We start from the raw sequence: 21,143 nt of genomic DNA, 5'->3' as shown, positions 1-21,143 counted from the left end.
ATGAATAAAAGCAACCGCAACGCAGTTGGAAAATGGGGATGGGAGGCTCAAAACCTCTCTCCCAATTCAAACTTAAATTGAAAGTGGAGGGATTTTACAAGTGCAGGATAGAAATTGGTCTGTCAGGACAGCCGATTCCATTATGGAAAGAACTCCTTTATTGTTCGAGGACAAGGGCTATAATGGCAAATGGGCATATGATTATGGTGTGGTTCTAAAAGGATTCCATCTCGTATGGAAGAGTACCGGAGACCGGAAGTATTTTCAGTTTATAAAAGAGAATATGGATCACTTCATCAATGAAGACGGCTCCATCAGCCGGTATGAGATGGAAGATTACAATATTGACCATATCAACAACGGGAAGATGCTATTTGTGTTATATCGTGAAACTGGAAATGAGAAGTACAAAAAAGCAGCCGATCTACTCCGCAGGCAGCTGGAAACACATCCGCGCACCTCAGAAGGCGCTTTTTGGCATAAAAAGATCTATCCCTATCAAATATGGCTTGATGGATTATATATGGGTGCCCCTTTTTATGCGGAATACCAGAGGGCATTTATGGATGGAGAAGGGCTTGAAGATATCATCAGCCAATTCAAGATAAGCTTCAGCCATTTATTAGATGAAAAAACCGGACTGCTTTATCACGCGTGGGATGAGAAAAAGGAGCAGCCTTGGGCAGATAAAGAAACGGGTCTATCGGCCAATTTCTGGGGCCGTTCCATGGGCTGGTATCTGCTTGCGCTCACTGATGTACTGGAGGTGATTCCAGAGGTCACTCCAGGCAGGGGCTTTCTTGTCAAAGTGCTTGAAAATACTCTTGAAGCGCTGCTCAACTATCAGGATGAAGAAAGCGGTGTGTGGCATCAGGTTGTCAATAAGCCAAATGAAAAAGGAAACTATCTCGAATCATCCTGCAGCAGCATGATTGTCTGTGCAATTGCCCGGGGAATCCGGCAGGGGGTCCTCCATAGGGAGAAGTGGGAATCGCAGCTGCAAAAATCCCATCAAGGTCTGCTGGATGAATTTGTTCTTTTGACAAAAGAAGGCTGGGTAAATTTGAACAAAAACTGCCAGGTGGCAGGTCTCGGAGGACCAGATAAGAGGGACGGGACATACGCCTATTATATTAGTGAGCCGGTTACCTGCAACGACCAGAAAGGGCTTGGGGCATTTTTGCAGGCGGCGGCTGAGTTTGAATATTTGATGAACAGGAGCGTTGATCATGGCAGTCTATCATATTAGCGAATATTTAAAAGGGAATGCTGGACTTGCAACCGAAGGCATCCAAAAGGCCATTGATGAAGCCTATCAGAATGGCGGCGGCAAGGTGGTGATTCCAGCCGGCGAGTTCCTCACTGGCCCATTATTCCTTAAAGATAATATTGAACTTCACCTGGAGAATGGCGCTCATTTAAAGTTTTCCGACAAGCAGGAGGATTATCCAGTAGTAACATCGCGCTGGGAGGGTGTCAAGCGTGAGGTATACGCATCGTGCCTGTTTGCAGAAGGAGCCAGGAATATTGCTGTAACAGGATTTGGCACGATTGACGGTAATGGAATGGAGTGGTGGGATGTTTTCAGGAACCGCAGGGAGGAACTGAAATATCCGCGTCCGAAGCTGATCAGCTTTGACCACTGTGAGCATATTACACTGCGTGATGTACGCCTGATCAACTCCCCAAGCTGGACCGTTAATCCAATCTGCTGCCAGGACATAACCGTAGATAATGTTTCAATCCTGAATCCAGCCGACTCTCCAAATACAGATGGAATAGACCCGGAATCGTGCAGAAATGTGAGGATCAGCAATTGCCATATTGATGTCGGTGATGACTGCATTGCCATAAAGTCAGGCACAGAGGATACCGAAGAAAGAGTCGCCTGTGAAAATATCACAATTACCAATTGTACGATGGTCCATGGCCATGGAGCTGTCGTATTCGGCAGTGAAATGAGCGGGGATATCCGCAATGTGACAATCAGCAACTGCGTATTCCAGGATACAGACAGGGGAATCCGCTTTAAATCAAGGCGCGGCCGCGGCGGAGTTGTAGAGGATGTCCGTGTCGACAATATTGTGATGGAGGGGGTCATCTGCCCATTCATTATCAATCTCTACTATTTCTGCGGACCGCGCGGGAAAGATCAATATGTTTGGGACAAAAATCCATATCCCGTTACTGCTGAAACCCCTATGTTCCGCCGCCTCCATTTTGCCAATATTACAGCGAGGAATGTGCAGGCGTCAGCCGGATACATTTACGGCCTGGCAGAACAATATGCAACCGATATTACTTTCAGCCAGATTGATATTTCACTTGCGAAAAATGCCGTACCCGGCAAGCCTGCCATGATGGCCGGGATTGAGGATATGGCGAACCGCGGCTTTTACGTCGGCTTTGCGAAGGATGTCCTGTTCAGCCGGGTGACGATTGAAAATCATGAAGGGTCAGCCTTCCATATAGAACACAGCGAGGATGTTGAAGTCATCTCCTGCAAATCAAGGAACACAAAGGAAGGTGAAGAGCTGGTCAGGGAAGTGACGGCAAAATGACAGCTGCAGATAAACGCCGGAAGCTTCTGAGCCTGCTGGGTGACCGCTCTGTTCCAGAAAATCATGAGCACCAGGTGCTGATGATTGAGAAAAGGCAGGGTTATGTACTGGAGACATTGATGCTGAGCCTGAATGGCCTGGAAACAGTGCCGGCCTATTTTGCAAAGCCTCTTAATGCCTCTGCCCCTTTGCCTGCCGTCATTTACTGCCATTCTCATGGCGGGAATTTTGAGAACGGTAAAGACGAGCTGCTGACAGGCAGCCCTTACCTGGTTGAACACTCTTTTATTGAAGAGATCACGGGGCTGGGATTTGCCGTCTGTGCCATAGATATGTGGGGATTCAATGAAAGAAGAGGAAAGCAGGAAAGCGAATTGGTCAAGGAGATGCTGCTGAAGGGCCAAACATTGTGGGGGATGAGGGTCTTTGACAGCATGTCCCTGATTGATTATCTTCAGGGCCGCCCGGATGTGGATGGAGAACGCCTTGCCGCCATCGGGATGTCGATGGGCGGACTGATGAGCTGGTGGCTCTCTGCACTGGACGAAAGGATCAAAGTTTCAGTTGACATTGCAGCACAGGTGCATATCGAAACACTGATGGAAAAACGCGGACTTGATCATCATGGCTTCTATTATTATGTTCCGGGTCTGCTGAAGCATTTTTCAACTTTAGCAGTCCAGGAGTTGATTTTACCGAGATCGCGCCTTAGCGTAATCGGCAAAGACGACCGCCTGTGTCCAGCGGAAGGAGCTGTATTTTTGAACAGCAGCCTTAAGGATTCTTATGAAAAGCGGCAGGTTCCCGGGAATTGGGAAGGACGGATTTTGACAGGTGGACATCAGGAAACGAAGGAAATGAGAGAATTATGGAAAGCTTTTTTAATAGATCATCTGTGAACATAAAAAAACGATTTCAATAGAATGACATACACTTCGGACTTGGTTCAATCGATCTTTGCCAGCCTGAGTATGAAGGGCTTATAAAGAAAGGGTATCGGAATAAACTATTCCGGCCTTTTTTTTGCCAGTAACATCCGGAGCATACTGTCTGTTTCTCTATTTTACAAATCTTTTAGTACAGCATCCGCCTCTCTGCCCGCTCATAAGCTAGCAAAGATTTTCTGCAAATAGGAATAACGAATGTATGGAAGGGTAATTTAAATAAAAATTACAGCGTTTACATGAGCAGGAGGAGAAAATGATGAGAAAGAAAATCACCCTTGTTGGCGGTTCGGGTACGATTGGCACGGTCTTATATAACGGTCTTAGCTCCAAATACGATATCGTCATTCTTGATAAAAAAAAACCTGAACAGACAGCAGAGTTTATTCAAACAGATGCAGCCGATTATGAGGACCTTGTGGAAAACATCCCAAAGGATACGGATGTGCTTGTTAATCTGCTGACAATCAAGACAGACAATGATCTGGAGAATCTAAAGGAATTCCACATGATGACCAGCATCCATTTTATCGCTTCATTTTATATCCTCCATGCTGCCGATTCTCTCGGAATTCCCAAAGTCGTATTTGCAAGCAGCAATCATGCAGCTGATTATTATGAAAAGGATGGCTATTCTTCTTTGGGCAGAGAGATCACACCGCAGGATTTTCCTATATCCATAGGGTTGTACGGTGTTTTAAAATATGCATCTGAAGGCATCGGGCGAATCATGGCCCGGAACGAAAACAATCGCCTTTCAGTGATCAATTTAAGGATCGGAAGCGTTCTTCCAGATGAAAAGGAAGCCGTAAAGGAAGATGACAGGCTGCATAGAACTCTTTTATCACATGAAGATGCTGTACAGCTGTTTGATCTCGCCATCCAGTCGACTGTTAAAAATGGCACCTATTACGGTGTGTCAGATAATGCGGACAAACCCTGGTCTACAGAAACAGCCTGGAAAGAGCTTGGGTTTGTTTCAAAGAAAAATGCACAGCAGGTATTGAAAGAGAATCGTGAATAAACCCAGGAGGCTGGCCCCGGAAGAGCGCCAGCCTATTAATATGGCACTTGAAATTGAAATGGCCTATGTTTGGCTGGAGGAATCTGAATGTATGAACCAGATTAATATTAAAGCAAAAAAAAGCAGCTGAAACTGTAACGGGTTCCGCTACGAGGTGCAAAAAAAGATAAAGCGTCAAAAAAACAATACAATAACAGGTTATTTAAACAGTAAAACGGCAGCCATTACGCTGCCGTTTTCTTTATTTCGTCTAAGGTGCGGTTCGAAGAAATTCATCTGTAAATTCCATAATTAAAGCGTAAATAAAAAGGCTTATTGGTAACAGATTTACAATCAAAGCAAAAATTCTTTTAGCTAATTTTTCTCTGCTAAACATTGAAATAATGCTAAAAGGGATGCCAATCAAGGAAATGAGAAATACGAGTAATCCAAACACTTTTGGTATCGGTGTGTATATGGATATAGGAATAACAATAATTGTAACTATTGCTATTATGAATGAGATTTTGGTGAATATCTTTAGATTTTTCCTTTCCAAATTAATGCACCTCTCATTTTATTTAACAGGGTCTTTGCTAAAATAATCATCTCAAATAGATTATATCTTTTAAAGTGAAAACCTTCTCTGTTAAACCCAATCGTTGTGCCGGAGTACCAACTTCAGATTTAGATCCCGTTGTTTTAAACGGGATGCAAAAGCAAAAATAAGAGAGCAAAATCTTTGCGATTTCACTCTCTAAATGTACTGCTAATTATAATGGTAGCACCCTAGAACGGAACCCGTTACTGTAACAGCTACTTTTTTTGTATTTATACTTCTTATTTCATTGGAAATTTCAGGAAACCCCATGGAAAAGTTCTTAAGCCTTAACAGAACCAACCATTGCTCCTTTAACGAAATATTTCTGCAGGAAAGGATAAACGATAAGCATTGGAACTGTTGCAACAGTTATAACAGCCATCTTAACGGTTTGAGCAGGGGGGACAACATCTACTGCAGAAGAGTCTGCCTGCATACCGCTTGATACGATAACAATTTGTCGGAGTAAAACTTGAACTGGCCACTTATTAGAATCAGTCAGATAAAGAATAGCATTTGTATACTGATTCCAATACGCCACCGCGTAGAACAGGGAAATGGTGGCAATCGAGGGAAGCGATAATGGAAGCATGATTTTAAAGAAGATCATTAAGTCGTTGCATCCATCCACTTTTGCTGATTCTTCCAGGCTATCTGGAATGGCTGAAAAAAAGTTTCTCATGATAATAAGATTAAATGCATTAATCGCTATTGGCAAAATTAAAGACCAGTAAGAGTCGATTAAACCCAGGCTCTTTACTACTAGATAGGTAGGAATCATCCCCCCGCTAAATAACATTGTAAACACTACAAGAAAATTAATTGCACTTCTTCCTGTTAAATACCTTCGTGACAATGAATAGGCCATAAAAGCTGTTAAAACCATACTGACAAATGTTCCGACTAATGTTACTAGGATCGATACAGTCATACTTTTAAAAATCGTTGGTGTTGAAAAGATATACTCATAGGCACTCAGTGAAAAAGTAGTAGGGAACAAGATGAAATCTTTAGCCACCATCTCTTCTGTCGTTGCGAACGAGCTGGCAATCACGTTAATAAAGGGAATAAGGCAGGCTAAGGCGATGAGTAATAGGATCGCATGGTTAACAAAGTCAAATATGCGATTCCCAAAAGATTTGTCGTGCATTTGAGAATCCCTCCATAATGAAGTTAATATTTTCTTGAGTTAACTATATCAACCTGAAAAATAGTATGTCCATAATCATTTTCCATCCACCTGGTAATATGGGGGGGAAGTACATACATTGAGTTCTTTTATCACTCTTCAAGAATTCTAAAGTACATACTCATTTACATAAATAGATAATCATTTTATATGATTGATATCAGAAAGCGCTTTCAAATCAGGGCTCTGAGCTTAATCTAACTGAATGATTGTAGACGTTATACCAGTTTTTTTATACCTTTAAATTGTACTCCGAAACACAAAAGCTATAAAAACTTAATAAAAAAATATTTAATGAAGGAGGAATTTCCGATGAGAGAGTCCGCTACTGTTGCAGAGGATCAGCAAAGTATTTTACCGGATCTCAATAAGAAAGCAGTCAAAAAATCCAGGAAGAAGACTTTCGCTGCTATTGTGAGAAATAAGTGGCTGTATTTAATGATGATCCCCGGTATCATATACTTTATTATTTTCAAATACCTTCCAATGGGAGGAATCATTATCGCCTTCCAGGACTATCAGCCATTCTTAGGCATAGCTAATAGTCCATGGGTTGGCTTCAAACACTTTGAACGGTTATTTACGGAACCTACATTCTTTATGCTGCTTGGGAATACACTATTGCTATTTGCATTAAACTTATTCATTTTCTTTCCAATACCAATCGTTTTGGCTCTTATGTTAAATGAGGTGAAAAATAAATATTTAAAAAGCGGGGTTCAAACGATTATTTATATCCCGCACTTTATGAGCTGGGTTATCATAGTTTCCATTTGTTATGTATTTTTAGCGCAGGACGGCGGAGCAATCAATGCATTGATTGCTGGTATGGGCGGAGAGAAAATACCTTTTCTGACTGATGGCACATGGTCAAGGATTATTTATATCCTTCAAATCATATGGAAAGAAATGGGCTGGTCCACCATCATTTACTTAGCAGCTGTAACGGCAGTGGATCCAGGTTTATATGAAGCAGCCAAAATGGATGGTGCGAGCCGGCTCCGTCAAATTTGGCACATTACATTACCTGCTATCCGGCCAATTATTATTATTATGCTGATCCTAAAAATTGGCCAAACTTTGGATTTAGGGTTTGAACATGTTTACCTGCTATTAAATTCAATCAACAGAGAAGCAATGGAAATATTCGATACTTATGTATACACAGCAGGCATGAAGAACGGACAGTTAAGCTTCAGTACCGCTGTAGGATTATTTAAAGGGCTTGTCGGTCTAATTCTCGTTGTTGGAGCGAACCGGTTAGCAAAAAAATTCGGCGAAGAAGGACTGTATTAACATTAAAATATTCATAGGGGAGGTCCCGAGGAGCTTATGAGCAGGATTGGAGAACGCTTCAATAACTTTTGCATCATTCTACTCAAGCTGGTTTATATCCAGATGCTATGGTTTTTATTCACCTTTCTGGGATTAGTAGTATTGGGGATTGGACCTGCTTCTTACGCAATGTTTACCGTACTAAGGCAATGGATTAGAGGAAACAAGGATTTTTCCATTTTTAAGGCATTTTATCACGCATACAGGACAGGTTTTAAAGAAGCTTCAGCAATCGGCCTTCTTTACACAGCAGGAGGATTGATTCTTTACGTTGACTTGCTGTATGTAGAGTCGCAGGTATTAAGAGGTCTGCTGATTGTAATCGGTGTACTTTACTTCATTTCATTAACCTACATCTTTCCTGTTTTAGTTCACTATGATTGGAAGAGTGTCACGCTGAAGCTGAAGTGTTCCCTGCTGTTCGGCATATCATATCTGCAGTATACATTGATGTTATTTGCTGCTCTCGCTGTGATTTATTTTATTCTTTTAATGTTTATTCCAATAACGGTTGTTCTCTTCGGAATTAGTTTAGGGGCATACACCATCATGTGGATGGCAATTCAGGTATTTAAGAGAATAGAATTGCAGGCAGATGCTAATCCCATTGAAGGAGGTGGTGAGGCTAACGCGCCTTCTCTAAGCAAGAAACTTAGCCATTAAATTAACTTTTGCTTTTCCCAATAAATTTTATATTATCTAGGAGGATGTAAACATGGTGAAACCCAAAAAGTTTGGAAAAGTCTTAGCAGCGGGCACGATATTGGCCTCATCACTCATTCTGGGTGCTTGCAGCAAGGAAGATGAGGCAAGCAGTACAAAAGCAGCTGTTGACGCGGACGGAAAAGCTAATATCAGCTGGAGCCCGATCCTTTATGTAGCAACAGCTCCAAACGATGTGATAGAGAAGAAAATTGAAGAAGCTACAAATACCAATCTTACATTTAATTGGATTCCAGATGCGACTAAAGATGAGCGGCTGATTGCATCCATTGCTTCCGGGGAATTGGACGATATCATTTCTTTGCCATCTACTCTTGTAACAAATTCATCAGTCAGACAGGCGTTGAAATCAGGTGTATTTTGGGAAGTGAGCAAATACCTCGATGATTATCCTAATTTAAAGAAAATCTCTGAGGATCGCCGAACAGCAGCTTCTATCGAAGGAAATCTATACGGTGTTCCATTTCAAAAGGATTTCGCCCGCGGCGGTGTGCTAATCCGAAAAGACTGGCTTGATAATCTTGGCATGAAGGTTCCTGAGAACCTGGATGAGTTGTTTGAAGTGGCGAGAGCGTTTACTGAGGATGACCCTGATGGGAATGGCAAAAAGGATACTTTTGGCTGGAGTGACCGGAATGAGCTGAGATACGGCAGCTTTAAAACACTTGCTTCTTACTTTGGTGTACCAAATGGCTGGGCAGTGGACGACAATGGAAAATTTACACCAGAGCATGAAACAGATGAATATATGGAAACGATGAAATATTCAAGAGAACTATACAAAAATGGTTATCTTGATCAAGACTTTGCCGTAACTTCAAAAGATGACCAGTTGCAGAAATTTGCACAAGGCAAAGCAGGTATTTATGCAGGTCTTATAAGTATTACACAGTTAAAAAACCTGGCTGAGGGAATCAATAATAATGTGGCAATCGTTCCCCAGAATAAAATTGCCGGCCCGGACGGTGAATACAGAATCTGGTCCGAAGGTAACGGTGTTAACGGATTGCTGGCGTTCCCTAAATCAGCAGTGAAAACAGAAGAGGAATTAAAAGCAGTTCTCCAATTTGTTAACGATCTAATAAATGAAGACGTTTTCATGCTGATGACGGGCGGTATAAAGGAAACCCACTATACAATTGATGATAAAGATGCCTATACCATTTTGGATAATGAACTGTGGCAAAAAGAGGTTCAAGGCTTTTCAGGCTCCCGACCAAGTGAAATTACTTATAAACTAACTGACGCTGATCCTGATAAGCAATTGGTAAATGAAATGATTTCAGAAAATGACGAATTTGCAGTCATGGACCCGTCTGTTCCACTTGAGTCACCAACTGCCAGTGAGAGGGGTACTGAGCTTCAAAAGCTGATCATTGATGCTACGATAAAATACATCATGGGTGAAATAGATGACAAAGGATTTAAAGCTGAGGTTAAAAGATGGAAAGAATCAGGCGGAGACCAAATGAAGAAAGAATACGAAGAAGCCTATGAAAAATCAAACAAGTGATAACGAGCTTTAATATGCGGTCCTTCCTTTTATCTGAAGGAAGGACTGTTCCTGTTTTTTGTTTAATGCCTTTTCTAAAAATACTTATAGGGTGATACGAATGATTGTTGCACAAGACGGAACAGGTCAATTTTTAACGATTCAAGAAGCTATAGACAGTATTCCGAAAGGTAACAGCAGCCGGATAAATATTTATATAAAAGATGGTGTGTACAAGGAAAAGCTCGATATCAATAAGCCGTCAGTATCCCTGATCGGAACACACCGGGATCTGGTAAAAATCACTTTTAATGATTATGCGAATAAATTGGAAGATGACAGCAAAAAAATGGGTACATTCGGGTCTTATTCCTGCATTGTTACCGGTGATAGGTTTTTGGCTGAAAATATCACTTTCGAAAATAATGCAGGCAAAGGCAGTGAGGTTGGACAGGCGGTGGCCATGTATGTGGATGCTGATCAGACTGAGTTTCACAATTGTGCTTTTTTAGCCAGGCAGGATACTGTGTTTACTGCACCTCTTCCGCCAAAGCCGATTGAAGGCAGTTCGTTCGGCGGGCCGCGTGATGGATTGGAAAAACGGCATTGCCGCAGCTATTTTAAGCACTGCTGCATAGAGGGCGATGTGGATTTCATTTTTGGTTCTGCAACTTCTGTTTTTGAAGATTGCGAAATTCATAGTTTAGATTTAAACCGAACAGATGTAAATGGCTATATCACAGCTGCATCCACCCCTTTTGACCAGGAATATGGCTATGTTTTTATCAATTGCACCTTATTAAGTAAGGCGGCAGCCCGTACGGTCTACTTGGGCAGGCCTTGGCGTGATTATGCCAAAACAGTCTTTATCAATACATGGATGGGTGAGCATATTAAAGCTGAAGGCTGGCATAATTGGGATAAACCCCAAGCGGAGAACACAGCGTTTTATGCTGAGTATAACAGCAGCGGCCCGGGCGGCTGTATGGACAAACGGGTAAGCTGGGCAAAATTTCTAACAGATGAGCAAGTTAAAGAGTATAAGCTTGAGAACATTTTTGGATCTTTGAAAGGCTGGCCAAAATTGGGTCTGCCTTACAGCACTGCGGGCTAAAGAAGTCTAATTAAAATGATTAAGGACACTTACAAAGCACTAGAAAAGAAATGAATATATTAGGCTGTATCAGCGGGATCAGTTATTTCGTGTTTTTTCTTATTTTCATAAGTAAATCTCAAAATTACTAAGTAAAAGACCAGAACTGAAGCTATCATAAAGAATTTCGCTTTGCAAAGTATTAATTTGGGTATCCAACGGCCTAAAATTTACTTCCTGAAAATTGGCGTTAAATATGCGGAATGGGAGCGTTTAGGAAAGGGAGTGGTAAGATAATGACTTTTAAAGAAAGTGTAACTAAACCATTAAAAATGACTGTAGCCAAAGACGGGAAAGGTGCTTATCAGACCGTTCAAGAAGCGATTGATGCTATACCGGCTGATAATAAAAATAAAGTGGAAATCTTTATTAAGAACGGAGTATATAAGGAACGAATCGTAGTTCCGGCAAATAAACCATTTGTGACGCTAATTGGAGAAAGTGTCGAGAACACAATCCTCACTTATGATAACCATGCAAAAATAATGTCCCCCGATGGCGGTATCATTGGAACACGCAATAGCGCAAGTGTATTCCTTTATGCGGGGGATTTTACAGCCAGAAACCTTACCTTTGAAAACTCATTCAATCCAAAACGCTTGGAAGAAGAGACACAGGCGGTAGCTGTTTATGCCAGCGGTGAGAGAATGGAATTTTACCAGGTGCGGTTTCTGGGAAATCAAGATACACTTTACCTAAAAGAGGGGTCTCAGTATTTTAGCCGGTGTTATATTGAAGGTGATATTGATTTTATTTTTGGAGGGGCAAGAGCAGTTTTCAAAGAATGTGAGATCTTTTCTTTGAATAGAGGGTCTTCTGCAGAAAACGGATATATATCAGCTGCAAGTACCCATATAAATGAGCCATATGGATTCCTGTTTTTAAACAATCGATTTACAAGCTCAGCGGCCAAAGGAACGGTCTATCTTGGAAGGCCCTGGCACCCTGGCGGGGATCCGGAGGCCATAGCAAGCGTCATATTTAAAAATAATTATTTGGGTGCCCACATTCATCCGGATGGCTGGACTGACATGTCAGGCTTCAGTGCCAAAGATGCAAGATTCTATGAATATATGAATGAAGGACCTGGCTCAAATCCCGATAGGCCTCAGCTTACAGATGAAGAAGCTGAAGCAGCCAACATCGAGACTGTGTTAAAAGGGTGGAATCCGGAATAGAGAAAAGGGTGCAGTCTGAAAATGACTGCCCCCTTTTTAATAGAATGTTTAAACACAAATGCTGTGCATTGAAAAGGAGAATTAGAAAGCAACCCCAGAAACCGGTCTTCACTCTGTTGAATTAAATTATTGGCAGAATGCACGCTGAGCGAGCCATACAGCACAAAGCTCAGTCCATTTGCCTGCAGCAGGGTTATCGCTGGCAAGTCCTAGGCCATGCATCCCATGCGGAAAAACATGTAACTCATATGGCACTTTTAATTTGCTCAATAATGAGACATATAATAGGCTGTTTTCAACAGGAACAGCTGCATCATCAGACGTATGCCATATAAAGGTTGGCGGCGGCAAAGTTTTAGCACCTTCACGTTCGCAGGATAATAAAGCCCTGATCTCCTCATTGGGCTCGTCTCCCAGAAGATTAGTCATCGATCCTTCATGATAATGCTCTAATAATGATATGACCGGATAGCTTAAAATAGCTAAATCCGGATGGCAGTTCTCTAAGTCAATGTTATCCTCTTCTTTTGTTGTACGCAGATGTGACAAAGTCGAGGCGCAGGCTGCTAAATGTCCGCCAGCCGAAAACCCCAGAACTCCTATCTTTTGCTTATCGATATTCCACTTTTCAGAGTGGTGCCTGACAAAGCGTATAGCCCGCTGCACATCTGCTAAAGGAACTGGATGCCTGTAGGGAGCTACTCGGTAATGCAGTACAAATGCTGAAATGCCAAGAGAGTTTAGCCATTTTGCAACCGGTTCTCCCTCATGATCAGCTCTATGGTGATACCCCCCTCCAGGACATACAATCACTGAACTTCTGCCTGTATTATTACTTGCAGGATAGAAAGCAAGAACAGGCTTGCGATCCTCATCTCCAGACTCCAGAAAAGGAATCTTTCCTGTCCACAATGAATAAATCAAAAGGTATTCCTCCTAAATTAATCGTTTGTAAAAGAACAGTTACATACACTTGCCGCAATTAAATTATATAGTAATTATAAATGTAGAAGAATAATCATTATTTAGTATAGTGGTTTTTATTCTGCTTTTTCCTTTTATTGTGGTGAATGCTCCTATTTATAAGCTCCATTCTAAGACGCATAGATATAAGACTGTCAGTTAGGCAGTAAGGTGTAATTGAAGCCCAGGGTAATGGGATACTTGAAATTTCTAATAATACAGTAAAGGTTTGTGTTAAAATGTGAAAAAACGAGGTGGATAAAATTGGATATCGACCAGTTTACTTTGACTATAGAAGAATTATTCGGCAAAGAGCTTTTAAAAAATTTTGAAGACGATTATGGCTTCACGAACAGCACAGATAAGGAAATCAGAACCGTTGGCTATGCTACGAATCTATCATTGGAAACCATCGAACATGCCGTCCGGAGTCAGGTTGATTTAATTATCACCCATCATGACGCCTGGGATTTCATTTACGGGCTTAATGAAGAATGCAGGAACAAATTGCAAAAGCATGAGATCAGCCACTTCTGGATTCATGGTCCCCTGGATTATATCCGTTTTGGGACATGTACCTCATTAATGGAGAAAATCGGCATTGACGAGATCATCCAATATTCTATTTTTGATAATGGCGACATTCCGGGCATCGGTGAATTCAAGGAGCCTTTAGGTTTTGAGGAATTGGCATTTAAGCTCAGCCGCCTATTGAATGAACCGGTGAGACGCTGGAGAAATAACTGCAAAGAAGTCAAGAGGGTGGGGATCATGACAGGAGCCGGCCATTCTACCGATTACCTGAAGCTTGCTCTTGATGGCGGGTGCGATACTTATATTACTGGCGAAGCTTCTTTATATACCATTCAATACGCACAATTTTCCGGAATGAATCTCCTTGTAGGCAGCCATACCTTCACAGAAATTTTGGGGGTAGAGACTCTTGCGGGGAAAGTGAAGGAGAGGCATCCGGAAATCAAAGTTATGAAGCTGGAAGAATCACATTTTGAGCTCAATCCTATAAGATGAAAGATCTTCTGAGCATCTAAAAAGAAAATTTTCTTTAAGGGTGATAGACTAAAATACATAGAGTTTTCAAAAAACTCTATCAATACATAAATAAAGGAGCTAATGATCATGGAATACCGGCGTCTTGGAAATACCGGCCTTAAGGTCAGCGAGATCAGCCTCGGCAGCTGGCTCACCTATGGAGGGTATGTAGAGGAGCAGAAGGCATCATCTTCTATAGATAAAGCATATGAGCTCGGCATCAATTTTTTTGATACGGCGAATGTGTATATGCGCGGAGAGGCAGAAAAGGTCGTTGGAAAAACACTTGCCAAATATGACAGGAGTTCCTATGTTCTTGCAACGAAGGTTTTTGGCAAGATGGGGGACGGGCCCAATGATTCAGGGCTTTCGCGCAAGCATATCATGGAGCAGGCGGATGCAAGCCTGAAGCGGCTCGGGCTTGATTATATCGACATTTATTATTGCCACCGATTTCACCCGGAAACCCCTCTTGAAGAAACCCTGCGAGCTCTTGATGATCTGATCAGGCAAGGAAAGATCTTGTATGCAGGTGTAAGCGAATGGACGGCAGAGCAGATGACCGAAGCTGTTCATCTTGCAGATAAAAGGCTTTGGGACCGGATTGTTGTAAACCAGCCGAATTACAGCATGCTGCATCGGAACATTGAAAAAGAAATCATACCTGTCAGCGAAAAGCATGGAATCGGCCAGGTTGTGTTCTCACCGCTTGCCCAAGGCGTGCTGACAGGCAAATATAAAAAAGGGGAAGCACCTCCAGAAGGAAGCCGTGCCTCTCAAAAGGACCTGGGCACTCTTTACGGTGTCCTGAACGATCGTAATCTTGAAAAAGCAGAGAGCCTGGAAAAGATTGCGCAGCAAGAGGATCTTACCTTATCCCAGCTCGCCCTTGCCTGGATCCTCAGACAGCCAAACGTAGCAAGCGCCCTTGTCGGGGCAAGCCGCCCTGAGCAGCTTGAGGAAAATGTAAAGGCATCAGGCGTAAAGCTGAAAGAAGACAGCCTCCAGCAGATTGAAGAAATTCTTACTGCAGAATAAGGCAATTAATATAGCTGTTGTTCTGCTATTTAAATTTATGGGGGGTTCCGGGGATAAATATTACCGGGGCTCTTTATTTTTTTGGCTGTGTGAGTGTACCTTGTTGATTTTGGGCTACAACAATGTTTAACAAAGCCTTTTTTAAAAAGAGTGCGTTGCTTTTCAGGCAACAATCTAAACAAATAGTTTAAATGACTGTTTACCAGTACAAAGTATCTTTTTAATTAAGGAAAGGAGCTGGCAGAATAAAAAATGTTAACGTTAACAAAAGTCGTTTACAGAACTTTCTAAATTTGTTAGACTGAATTTATAGAAAATTGTTAACGTTAACAAATAACGGAGGGTGATTCATATGGAAAAGTTTATGGGCGAGAATTTTCTCCTGAAAAATGAAACGGCTGCATTTTTATATCATGAGCAAGCAAAGGATTTGCCGATCATCGATTACCATTGCCACATCAGCCCAAAGGAAATTTATGAAAATAAAAAGTTCAAGAATATTACAGAAGCCTGGCTGTATGGGGACCATTACAAATGGAGGGTAATGCGGGCCAATGGGATTGATGAAAAGTATATAACCGGTGATGCAGACGATTATGATAAGTTTCTTGCCTGGGCGAGGACAGTGCCGATGACAATAGGAAATCCGCTGTACAATTGGACTCACCTGGAGCTTCAGCGCTTTTTTGGCATCTATGACATCTTAAATGAAAAGTCTGCACCAGACATTTGGCATAAGGTCAATAAGCAGCTCGCAACAGATGATTTCAGAGTACGGGAGATCATCAGGAAATCAAATGTCCGGGTCATCTGCACGACCGACGATCCGGCCGATTCGCTTGAATATCACAAGCTTCTTTCAAAGGAGGAGGACTTTCCGGTACTGGTCGTACCAGGATTCAGGCCTGATAAAGGTCTGGAAATCAACCGCCATGGCTACAAAGAATGGATAGAACGGCTTGAGGCAGCGAGCGGGATTACGGTTGACAGCTATGCAAGCCTTCTTGAAGCATTGGATTCAAGAGTCCATTTCTTCCACTCCCTCGGCGGCCGGGTTTCCGACCATGCGCTTGATCAGGTTGTATATGAAGAAGCAGCATTTGAAGAGGTTTCACAAATTTTTGCTAAAAAGCTTTCAGGTGGCACTGTATCCGAGAAAGAGGAAAAGCAGTATAAAACCTATACGCTTATTCATCTGGGCAAGCTTTATGCCAGCCTGGGATGGGCTATGCAATACCATATGAATGCCCACCGCAATAATAATACGAAGATGTTCCAGACCCTGGGCCCTGATACTGGCTACGACTCTATTAATGATGACAAGATTGCAAAGCCGCTCGTCAGTCTGCTTGATTCTTTAGATCAGGCAGGAGGGCTGCCAAAAACGATCCTGTATTCACTGAATCCGGGTGACAACCATATTCTTGCCAGCATCATCAACAGCTTCCAGGACGGCAGCATACCGGGGAAAATTCAATTTGGGACTGCCTGGTGGTTCAATGATACGAGGGATGGGATGCTCGATCAGATGAAAGCCTTGGCAAATATGGGGCTCTTCAGCAGGTTCATCGGAATGCTTACCGATTCAAGAAGCTTCCTTTCATACACCAGGCATGAATATTTCCGCAGGGTTGTCTGCAGTCTGATCGGTGAATGGGTCGAAAATGGTGAAATTCCAAATGACAAGGAACTGCTCAGCCGGATTATCAAAGGGATCTCCTATTATAATGCGGAAGAATATTTTCAATTCCAGGAGGCTGAAAAACAGCACGCAGCTGCTGTTAAATAAGCCGTGATCATGTCCCGGCTTGGAGCCGGCGGGCAGGGCAGGTTATAATAAAAGGATAAATAGCATTGATTGGTTAAAAAGGAAGGTTTATATATGGTAACAATTAAAGATATTGCAAGAATTGCCAATGTATCGCATACAACAGTATCGCGTGCATTAAACAACAGTCCTATGATCAAAGAGCCGACAAAGAGGAAAATTCTCGAAATTGCTGCCCAGCTTAACTATTCGCCGAATGTAAACGCCAAGAGCCTGGTTATGCAGAAATCGCATACAATCGGTCTGTTTCTGACAAGCTTTATAACTGGGACGTCGGCCAGCTTTCTTGCGGATACAATCAAGGGAGTTAACGGAGCTATTTCACAGGATTATAATCTGTTCATTCGAGGGATCGATGATTATCAGGATTTTACAAGCATCAACAGGCAGCGGTTTGATGGAATCATTCTTATGAGCCAAAGTATCCGCGATAATCCTTTTATCTACCATGTGCTGCAAAAGGAGATCCCCCTTATTGTACTGAACAGGGATATAGAAGAAGAAAGTGTATATAATATATGCTCTAATGATGCAGAAGGCTCCAAACAGGCAGTGGAATACCTTATTGAAAACGGCCATAGGGATATTGCAATTATTGAAGGAACTTCAAGTTTCAAATCCTCCCAAATGCGCAAGGACGGCTATTTGCAGGCATTGATAGATCACGGGATATCCGTGAAAAGCAGTTATGCAGTGAAAGGCAATTATGATATGGAAAGCGGCTTTCTGGCCATGGAGCAGCTTTTATCCCTTAAGGACCCGCCGACTGCCGTTTTCTGCTCTAATGATGATATGGCGATTGGTGCCATGAACTGTGCATTTGAAAAAGGTCTGAAAGTGCCTGATGATCTATCTGTTATCGGCTTTGATGATATCGGTTATTCACAATACACGACTCCACCGCTATCCACCGTGAAGAGGCCTGTAGAGCAAATCAGCCTGCTGGGTGCGAAAAAAATGCTCTCTCTTGTTCAAGGAGGGCTTGAGGCGGAAAAAATATTTGTTAACACTGAGCTCATCATTAGAAGCTCTGTGAAAAGGATTAGCTAGTACAGCCCGAAGCCAGCGGGCTCCTGGTAAAAATGTTAACGTGTGCAGGATTGAATATAAGGGAGGAAGGATATGGAGCGCCTGAGCAGTAAAACACATGCCAAAAGGATATTCCCTGAAAGAATCCTTCAATTTGGCGAAGGGAACTTTTTAAGGGGTTTCGCAGACTGGCAGATTCAAATTTTAAATGAGAAAAAAGGGTTCAATGGAAGTGCGGTTGTCGTACAGCCCCGAGGGTCCAGTAAAATTGAACGGCTTAACCGGCAGGATGGGCTGTACACCCTTTATCTTGAAGGGCTGAAGGAAGGGGTCCCTGTAAAGGAACATATGGTGATCGATTCAATCAGCAGGGGAATCAATCTTCAAACAGATTATGAGGAATTTATCAGGCTTGCCGGACAGAAGGAGCTCAGATTCATCATCAGCAATGCAACCGAGGCTGGAATGGTCTTTGATCCCGATGACAGGCTGGAGGACCGTCCGCAGAAGGGGTTTACCGGAAAGCTGGCAGGTTTTTTATACCATCGCTACCTGGCCTTTAAGGGCGATGAAAAATATGGTTGCATCATCCTTCCGTGTGAATTGGTTGAAGAAAATGGCGGAAAATTGAAGGGAATTATTCTCCAATACGCAGATTCATGGAATCTTAGCGAGGATTTCAAAAGCTGGATTGATCATGCCAATGTGTTCTGCTCAACACTGGTGGACCGGATTGTCCCGGGTTTCCCGAAGGATAGCCTGGAGGAGAAAACAGAAGAGCTTGGTTATGAAGACGAACTCCTTGTAACAGGGGAGCATTATCATCTCTGGGCTATAGAGGGGCCGTCCTGGCTAAAAGATGAGCTGCCTGCTGAAGGGACTGGACTGAATCTTGTCATCACTGATGACATCACTCCTTTTCGTACAAGGAAAGTAAGGATATTAAACGGTGCTCATACGGCAATGACGCCCCTGGCACTCCTTTCCGGGCTTGAAACAGTTGAAGAATCTGTGAAACATCCTGAGGTGGGTCTTTTTATAAAAAAGCTGATCGAAGAGGAAATCCTTCCGGCACTTGATGGGGACAGAAAAGAGCTGGAGCAGTATGCAGAAGAGGTAATGAACCGTTTTGCCAACCCTTATATCAAGCATTACCTAAAGAGCATTTCCTTGAACTCAGTGTCGAAATTTTCTGCCAGAAACCTGCCGGCCCTGCTTGATTATATAAAAGAAGAAGGAAAACTGCCGGCAAAAATCGTCTTTTCCTTATGTTGCCTATTGTATTTATACAAGAAAATGGATGTGGAAGACAGCAGTACGGTACTCGAAATCCTTCAATCGGAATGGCGAAGCTTTGAGAAAAAGCAGATTGGGATAGAGCAGCTGTCGGCTAACTTTCTGAAAGAACAAAAGCTTTGGGGCAGGGATCTCACCGGGATTGCAGGCCTTAAGGAAGCAGTGGCTGGATATCTCAGGGAAATAGAAGAAACAGGCATTGAGAAAGCGCTTCAGCGCGTAATCGAAAAGCCTGTCCTGGCTAGGGGGGAACTAGAATGAGAGATTTTCTTAAAATCAATCCGGCAGACAATATTATTCTCGCACTAAAAGACCTGAAAGCTGGCGCTGAATTAACAGTGGATGGCCAATCCATCATTTTGCGCGAGGATATCCGCCGCGGGCACAAAATTGCAGCAGCCGGGATTAATGAGAATGAAAATATCGTAAAGTACGGCTATCCAATCGGGCATGCAACAGCAGTCATCCTTCCGGGAGAGCTTGTCCATACTCATAATACGAAAACGAATCTATCTGGCCAGGAGGAATATAGCTATTCTCCGGCTTTTACAGATAGCCCTTTCCGTAATGAGCAAAGAACCTTCAAGGGCTACCGGCGCAAAAACGGCAAAGCCGGTATCCGCAATGAATTGTGGATTGTCCCGACGGTCGGCTGTGTGAATGGAATTGCTGAGAAAATCATCAGCCGCTTTGAAAAGCATGCCGGTGACCAAAATCCATTTGACCAAGCCCTGGTTCTAAAGCACAGCTATGGCTGCTCCCAGCTGGGGGATGATCATGAAAATACGAAGCAAATCCTTCTTGATGCGGTCCATCACCCCAATGCAGGCGGCGTGCTCGTTTTAGGTCTTGGCTGTGAGAACAATGAGATGGAGGAATTCAGGAAATCTCTGGGAACAGTTGATGAAAGCCGGGTTAAATTCCTCGTATCCCAGGAAGTTTCAGATGAGATTGAAGCTGGATTTCACCTTGTGAAAGAAATCTATGAAGCAGCCAAGGATGATAAAAGAGAGGATATTCCGCTCTCTGAATTGAACATCGGCCTGAAGTGCGGGGGATCTGACGGGTTCTCGGGCATAACCGCCAACCCTCTGCTCGGCCGCTTTTCTGATTATCTGATCGCCCAGGGCGGTACGACCGTATTGACTGAAGTGCCGGAAATGTTCGGTGCAGAGACCATCCTTATGGAAAGGGCGGAAAACGAAGAGGTTTTTGAAAAGGTGGTCAGCCTGATCAATGATTTTAAAGGCTATTTCCTTGAACATAAGCAGCCTGTCTATGAGAATCCATCACCAGGCAATAAAGCGGGAGGGATCACCACTCTTGAGGATAAGTCTCTTGGCTGCACCCAGAAAGCCGGAACATCCAAGGTGGTTGATGTCCTGCCATACGGCGGTACTCTCCGTAAAAAAGGGCTGAACCTTCTCAGCGCGCCAGGGAATGATCTGATTGCTTCCACTGCACTGGCCGCAGCAGGCTGCCATATTGTCCTGTTCACCACAGGCAGGGGAACCCCGTTCGGAACTTTTGTACCGACGATGAAAATCTCGACCAATACCCAGCTTTATGAAACAAAGCCACATTGGATCGATTTCAATGCAGGCACACTCCTTGAAGAAGAAATTTCCGCTGATGAAGTACTGCAGCAGTTCACAAACTATATCATCAGTGTGGCAAGCGGGGAATTGGTCAATAACGAGAAAAACGATTTCAGGGAAATTTCGATTTTTAAGAGCGGAGTCACTTTATAGGCGGGACAT

18 protein-coding genes are annotated in these 21,143 nt (G+C 42.9%); 15 read left to right on the top strand and 3 right to left on the bottom strand.

Annotated elements, in window-relative coordinates:
* Positions 1-100: 100 nt before the first annotated feature.
* The 4 genes from RBB45_RS16485 to RBB45_RS16470 all read left to right on the top strand — a co-directional run bounded on the left by RBB45_RS16485 (position 101) and on the right by RBB45_RS16470 (position 4,529).
* Positions 101-1,249: a glycoside hydrolase family 88/105 protein gene (locus RBB45_RS16485; protein WP_022543765.1), complete on the top strand. Its 1,149-nt coding sequence runs from the start codon at positions 101-103 to the stop codon at positions 1,247-1,249.
* A complete protein-coding gene (locus tag RBB45_RS16480; protein WP_306009969.1) occupies positions 1,230-2,561 on the top strand; it encodes a glycoside hydrolase family 28 protein in 1,332 nt (443 codons plus the stop codon). The genes RBB45_RS16485 and RBB45_RS16480 overlap by 20 nt, the downstream gene beginning before the upstream one ends.
* On the top strand, positions 2,558-3,460 hold the full coding sequence (locus tag RBB45_RS16475; RefSeq protein WP_224951783.1) for a dienelactone hydrolase family protein: 903 nt from the start codon (positions 2,558-2,560) through the stop codon (positions 3,458-3,460). Before RBB45_RS16480 ends, RBB45_RS16475 begins: the two co-directional genes overlap by 4 nt.
* A 301-nt stretch (positions 3,461-3,761) precedes the next feature.
* A complete protein-coding gene (locus tag RBB45_RS16470) occupies positions 3,762-4,529 on the top strand; it encodes an NAD-dependent epimerase/dehydratase family protein (RefSeq protein ID WP_224951785.1) in 768 nt (255 codons plus the stop codon).
* 250 nt (positions 4,530-4,779) lie between these two features.
* On the opposite strand, the gene RBB45_RS26360 is transcribed toward RBB45_RS16470, so the two are convergent.
* Together RBB45_RS26360 and RBB45_RS16465 are read right to left on the bottom strand one after the other, a co-directional pair.
* Positions 4,780-5,067, bottom strand: a complete 288-nt coding sequence (locus tag RBB45_RS26360) for a hypothetical protein (RefSeq protein WP_022543767.1) — start codon at positions 5,065-5,067, stop codon at positions 4,780-4,782.
* A gap of 322 nt (positions 5,068-5,389) precedes the next feature.
* A complete protein-coding gene (locus RBB45_RS16465) occupies positions 5,390-6,259 on the bottom strand; it encodes a carbohydrate ABC transporter permease (RefSeq protein WP_009791026.1) in 870 nt (289 codons plus the stop codon).
* A 351-nt stretch (positions 6,260-6,610) separates the two neighbouring features.
* Here RBB45_RS16465 and RBB45_RS16460 point away from each other — a divergent pair, with 351 nt between their 5' ends.
* From RBB45_RS16460 to RBB45_RS16440, 5 genes are all read left to right on the top strand, one after another.
* Positions 6,611-7,594: an ABC transporter permease gene (locus RBB45_RS16460; protein ID WP_022543768.1), complete on the top strand. Its 984-nt coding sequence runs from the start codon at positions 6,611-6,613 to the stop codon at positions 7,592-7,594.
* 36 nt (positions 7,595-7,630) lie between these two features.
* Complete coding sequence (locus RBB45_RS16455; protein WP_224951787.1) at positions 7,631-8,296, top strand: YesL family protein; 666 nt, start codon at positions 7,631-7,633, stop codon at positions 8,294-8,296.
* A 52-nt stretch (positions 8,297-8,348) separates the two neighbouring features.
* Entirely contained in the window at positions 8,349-9,869 is a 1,521-nt protein-coding gene (locus tag RBB45_RS16450) for an extracellular solute-binding protein (protein ID WP_224951789.1), read from the top strand.
* 100 nt (positions 9,870-9,969) lie between these two features.
* Positions 9,970-10,962, top strand: a complete 993-nt coding sequence (locus RBB45_RS16445; RefSeq protein ID WP_224951791.1) for a pectinesterase family protein — start codon at positions 9,970-9,972, stop codon at positions 10,960-10,962.
* A gap of 275 nt (positions 10,963-11,237) precedes the next feature.
* Positions 11,238-12,179 carry a pectinesterase family protein gene (locus RBB45_RS16440; RefSeq protein ID WP_022543769.1) on the top strand — a complete coding sequence of 314 codons (942 nt, stop codon included), beginning with the start codon at positions 11,238-11,240 and terminating at the stop codon, positions 12,177-12,179.
* Positions 12,180-12,305: 126 nt separating this feature from the next.
* Here the strand turns inward: RBB45_RS16440 and RBB45_RS16435 are convergent, their stop codons facing one another.
* Positions 12,306-13,103, bottom strand: a complete 798-nt coding sequence (locus RBB45_RS16435; protein WP_224951793.1) for an alpha/beta hydrolase — start codon at positions 13,101-13,103, stop codon at positions 12,306-12,308.
* A 303-nt stretch (positions 13,104-13,406) separates the two neighbouring features.
* Between RBB45_RS16435 and RBB45_RS16430 the strand changes: the two genes are divergently transcribed.
* The 6 genes from RBB45_RS16430 (at position 13,407) to RBB45_RS16405 (ending at position 21,134) form a co-directional block, all read left to right on the top strand.
* Positions 13,407-14,171 carry a Nif3-like dinuclear metal center hexameric protein gene (locus RBB45_RS16430; RefSeq protein ID WP_306009968.1) on the top strand — a complete coding sequence of 255 codons (765 nt, stop codon included), beginning with the start codon at positions 13,407-13,409 and terminating at the stop codon, positions 14,169-14,171.
* Positions 14,172-14,279: 108 nt separating this feature from the next.
* Positions 14,280-15,230, top strand: a complete 951-nt coding sequence (locus RBB45_RS16425) for an aldo/keto reductase family protein (RefSeq protein WP_022543771.1) — start codon at positions 14,280-14,282, stop codon at positions 15,228-15,230.
* 352 nt (positions 15,231-15,582) lie between these two features.
* Positions 15,583-17,019, top strand: a complete 1,437-nt coding sequence (gene uxaC, locus RBB45_RS16420) for a glucuronate isomerase (protein ID WP_306009967.1) — start codon at positions 15,583-15,585, stop codon at positions 17,017-17,019.
* 93 nt (positions 17,020-17,112) lie between these two features.
* A complete protein-coding gene (locus tag RBB45_RS16415) occupies positions 17,113-18,108 on the top strand; it encodes a LacI family DNA-binding transcriptional regulator (RefSeq protein WP_224951798.1) in 996 nt (331 codons plus the stop codon).
* Between the two features lie 72 nt (positions 18,109-18,180).
* Complete coding sequence (locus tag RBB45_RS16410) at positions 18,181-19,644, top strand: tagaturonate reductase (RefSeq protein ID WP_306009966.1); 1,464 nt, start codon at positions 18,181-18,183, stop codon at positions 19,642-19,644.
* Entirely contained in the window at positions 19,641-21,134 is a 1,494-nt protein-coding gene (locus RBB45_RS16405) for a UxaA family hydrolase (RefSeq protein WP_306009965.1), read from the top strand. The genes RBB45_RS16410 and RBB45_RS16405 overlap by 4 nt, the downstream gene beginning before the upstream one ends.
* The last annotated feature ends 9 nt before the right edge of the window (positions 21,135-21,143 follow it).

The organism is Bacillus sp. MMSF_3328 (assembly GCF_030733525.1).
GTDB lineage: Bacteria > Bacillota > Bacilli > Bacillales > Cytobacillaceae > Bacillus_AB > Bacillus_AB infantis.
This window is presented reverse-complemented; position numbering and strand designations above follow the sequence as displayed.

Coding starts and splice junctions, on each gene's coding strand:
- uxaC (WP_306009967.1), top strand. CDS start 15,583: ATGGAAAAGTTTATGGGCGAGAATTTTCTCCTGAAAAATGAAACGGCT.
- RBB45_RS16415 (WP_224951798.1), top strand. CDS start 17,113: ATGGTAACAATTAAAGATATTGCAAGAATTGCCAATGTATCGCATACA.
- RBB45_RS16425 (WP_022543771.1), top strand. CDS start 14,280: ATGGAATACCGGCGTCTTGGAAATACCGGCCTTAAGGTCAGCGAGATC.
- RBB45_RS16410 (WP_306009966.1), top strand. CDS start 18,181: ATGGAGCGCCTGAGCAGTAAAACACATGCCAAAAGGATATTCCCTGAA.
- RBB45_RS16470 (WP_224951785.1), top strand. CDS start 3,762: ATGATGAGAAAGAAAATCACCCTTGTTGGCGGTTCGGGTACGATTGGC.
- RBB45_RS16445 (WP_224951791.1), top strand. CDS start 9,970: ATGATTGTTGCACAAGACGGAACAGGTCAATTTTTAACGATTCAAGAA.
- RBB45_RS16455 (WP_224951787.1), top strand. CDS start 7,631: ATGAGCAGGATTGGAGAACGCTTCAATAACTTTTGCATCATTCTACTC.
- RBB45_RS16440 (WP_022543769.1), top strand. CDS start 11,238: ATGACTTTTAAAGAAAGTGTAACTAAACCATTAAAAATGACTGTAGCC.
- RBB45_RS16460 (WP_022543768.1), top strand. CDS start 6,611: ATGAGAGAGTCCGCTACTGTTGCAGAGGATCAGCAAAGTATTTTACCG.
- RBB45_RS16475 (WP_224951783.1), top strand. CDS start 2,558: ATGACAGCTGCAGATAAACGCCGGAAGCTTCTGAGCCTGCTGGGTGAC.
- RBB45_RS16450 (WP_224951789.1), top strand. CDS start 8,349: ATGGTGAAACCCAAAAAGTTTGGAAAAGTCTTAGCAGCGGGCACGATA.
- RBB45_RS16405 (WP_306009965.1), top strand. CDS start 19,641: ATGAGAGATTTTCTTAAAATCAATCCGGCAGACAATATTATTCTCGCA.
- RBB45_RS16480 (WP_306009969.1), top strand. CDS start 1,230: ATGGCAGTCTATCATATTAGCGAATATTTAAAAGGGAATGCTGGACTT.
- RBB45_RS16465 (WP_009791026.1), bottom strand. CDS start 6,259: ATGCACGACAAATCTTTTGGGAATCGCATATTTGACTTTGTTAACCAT.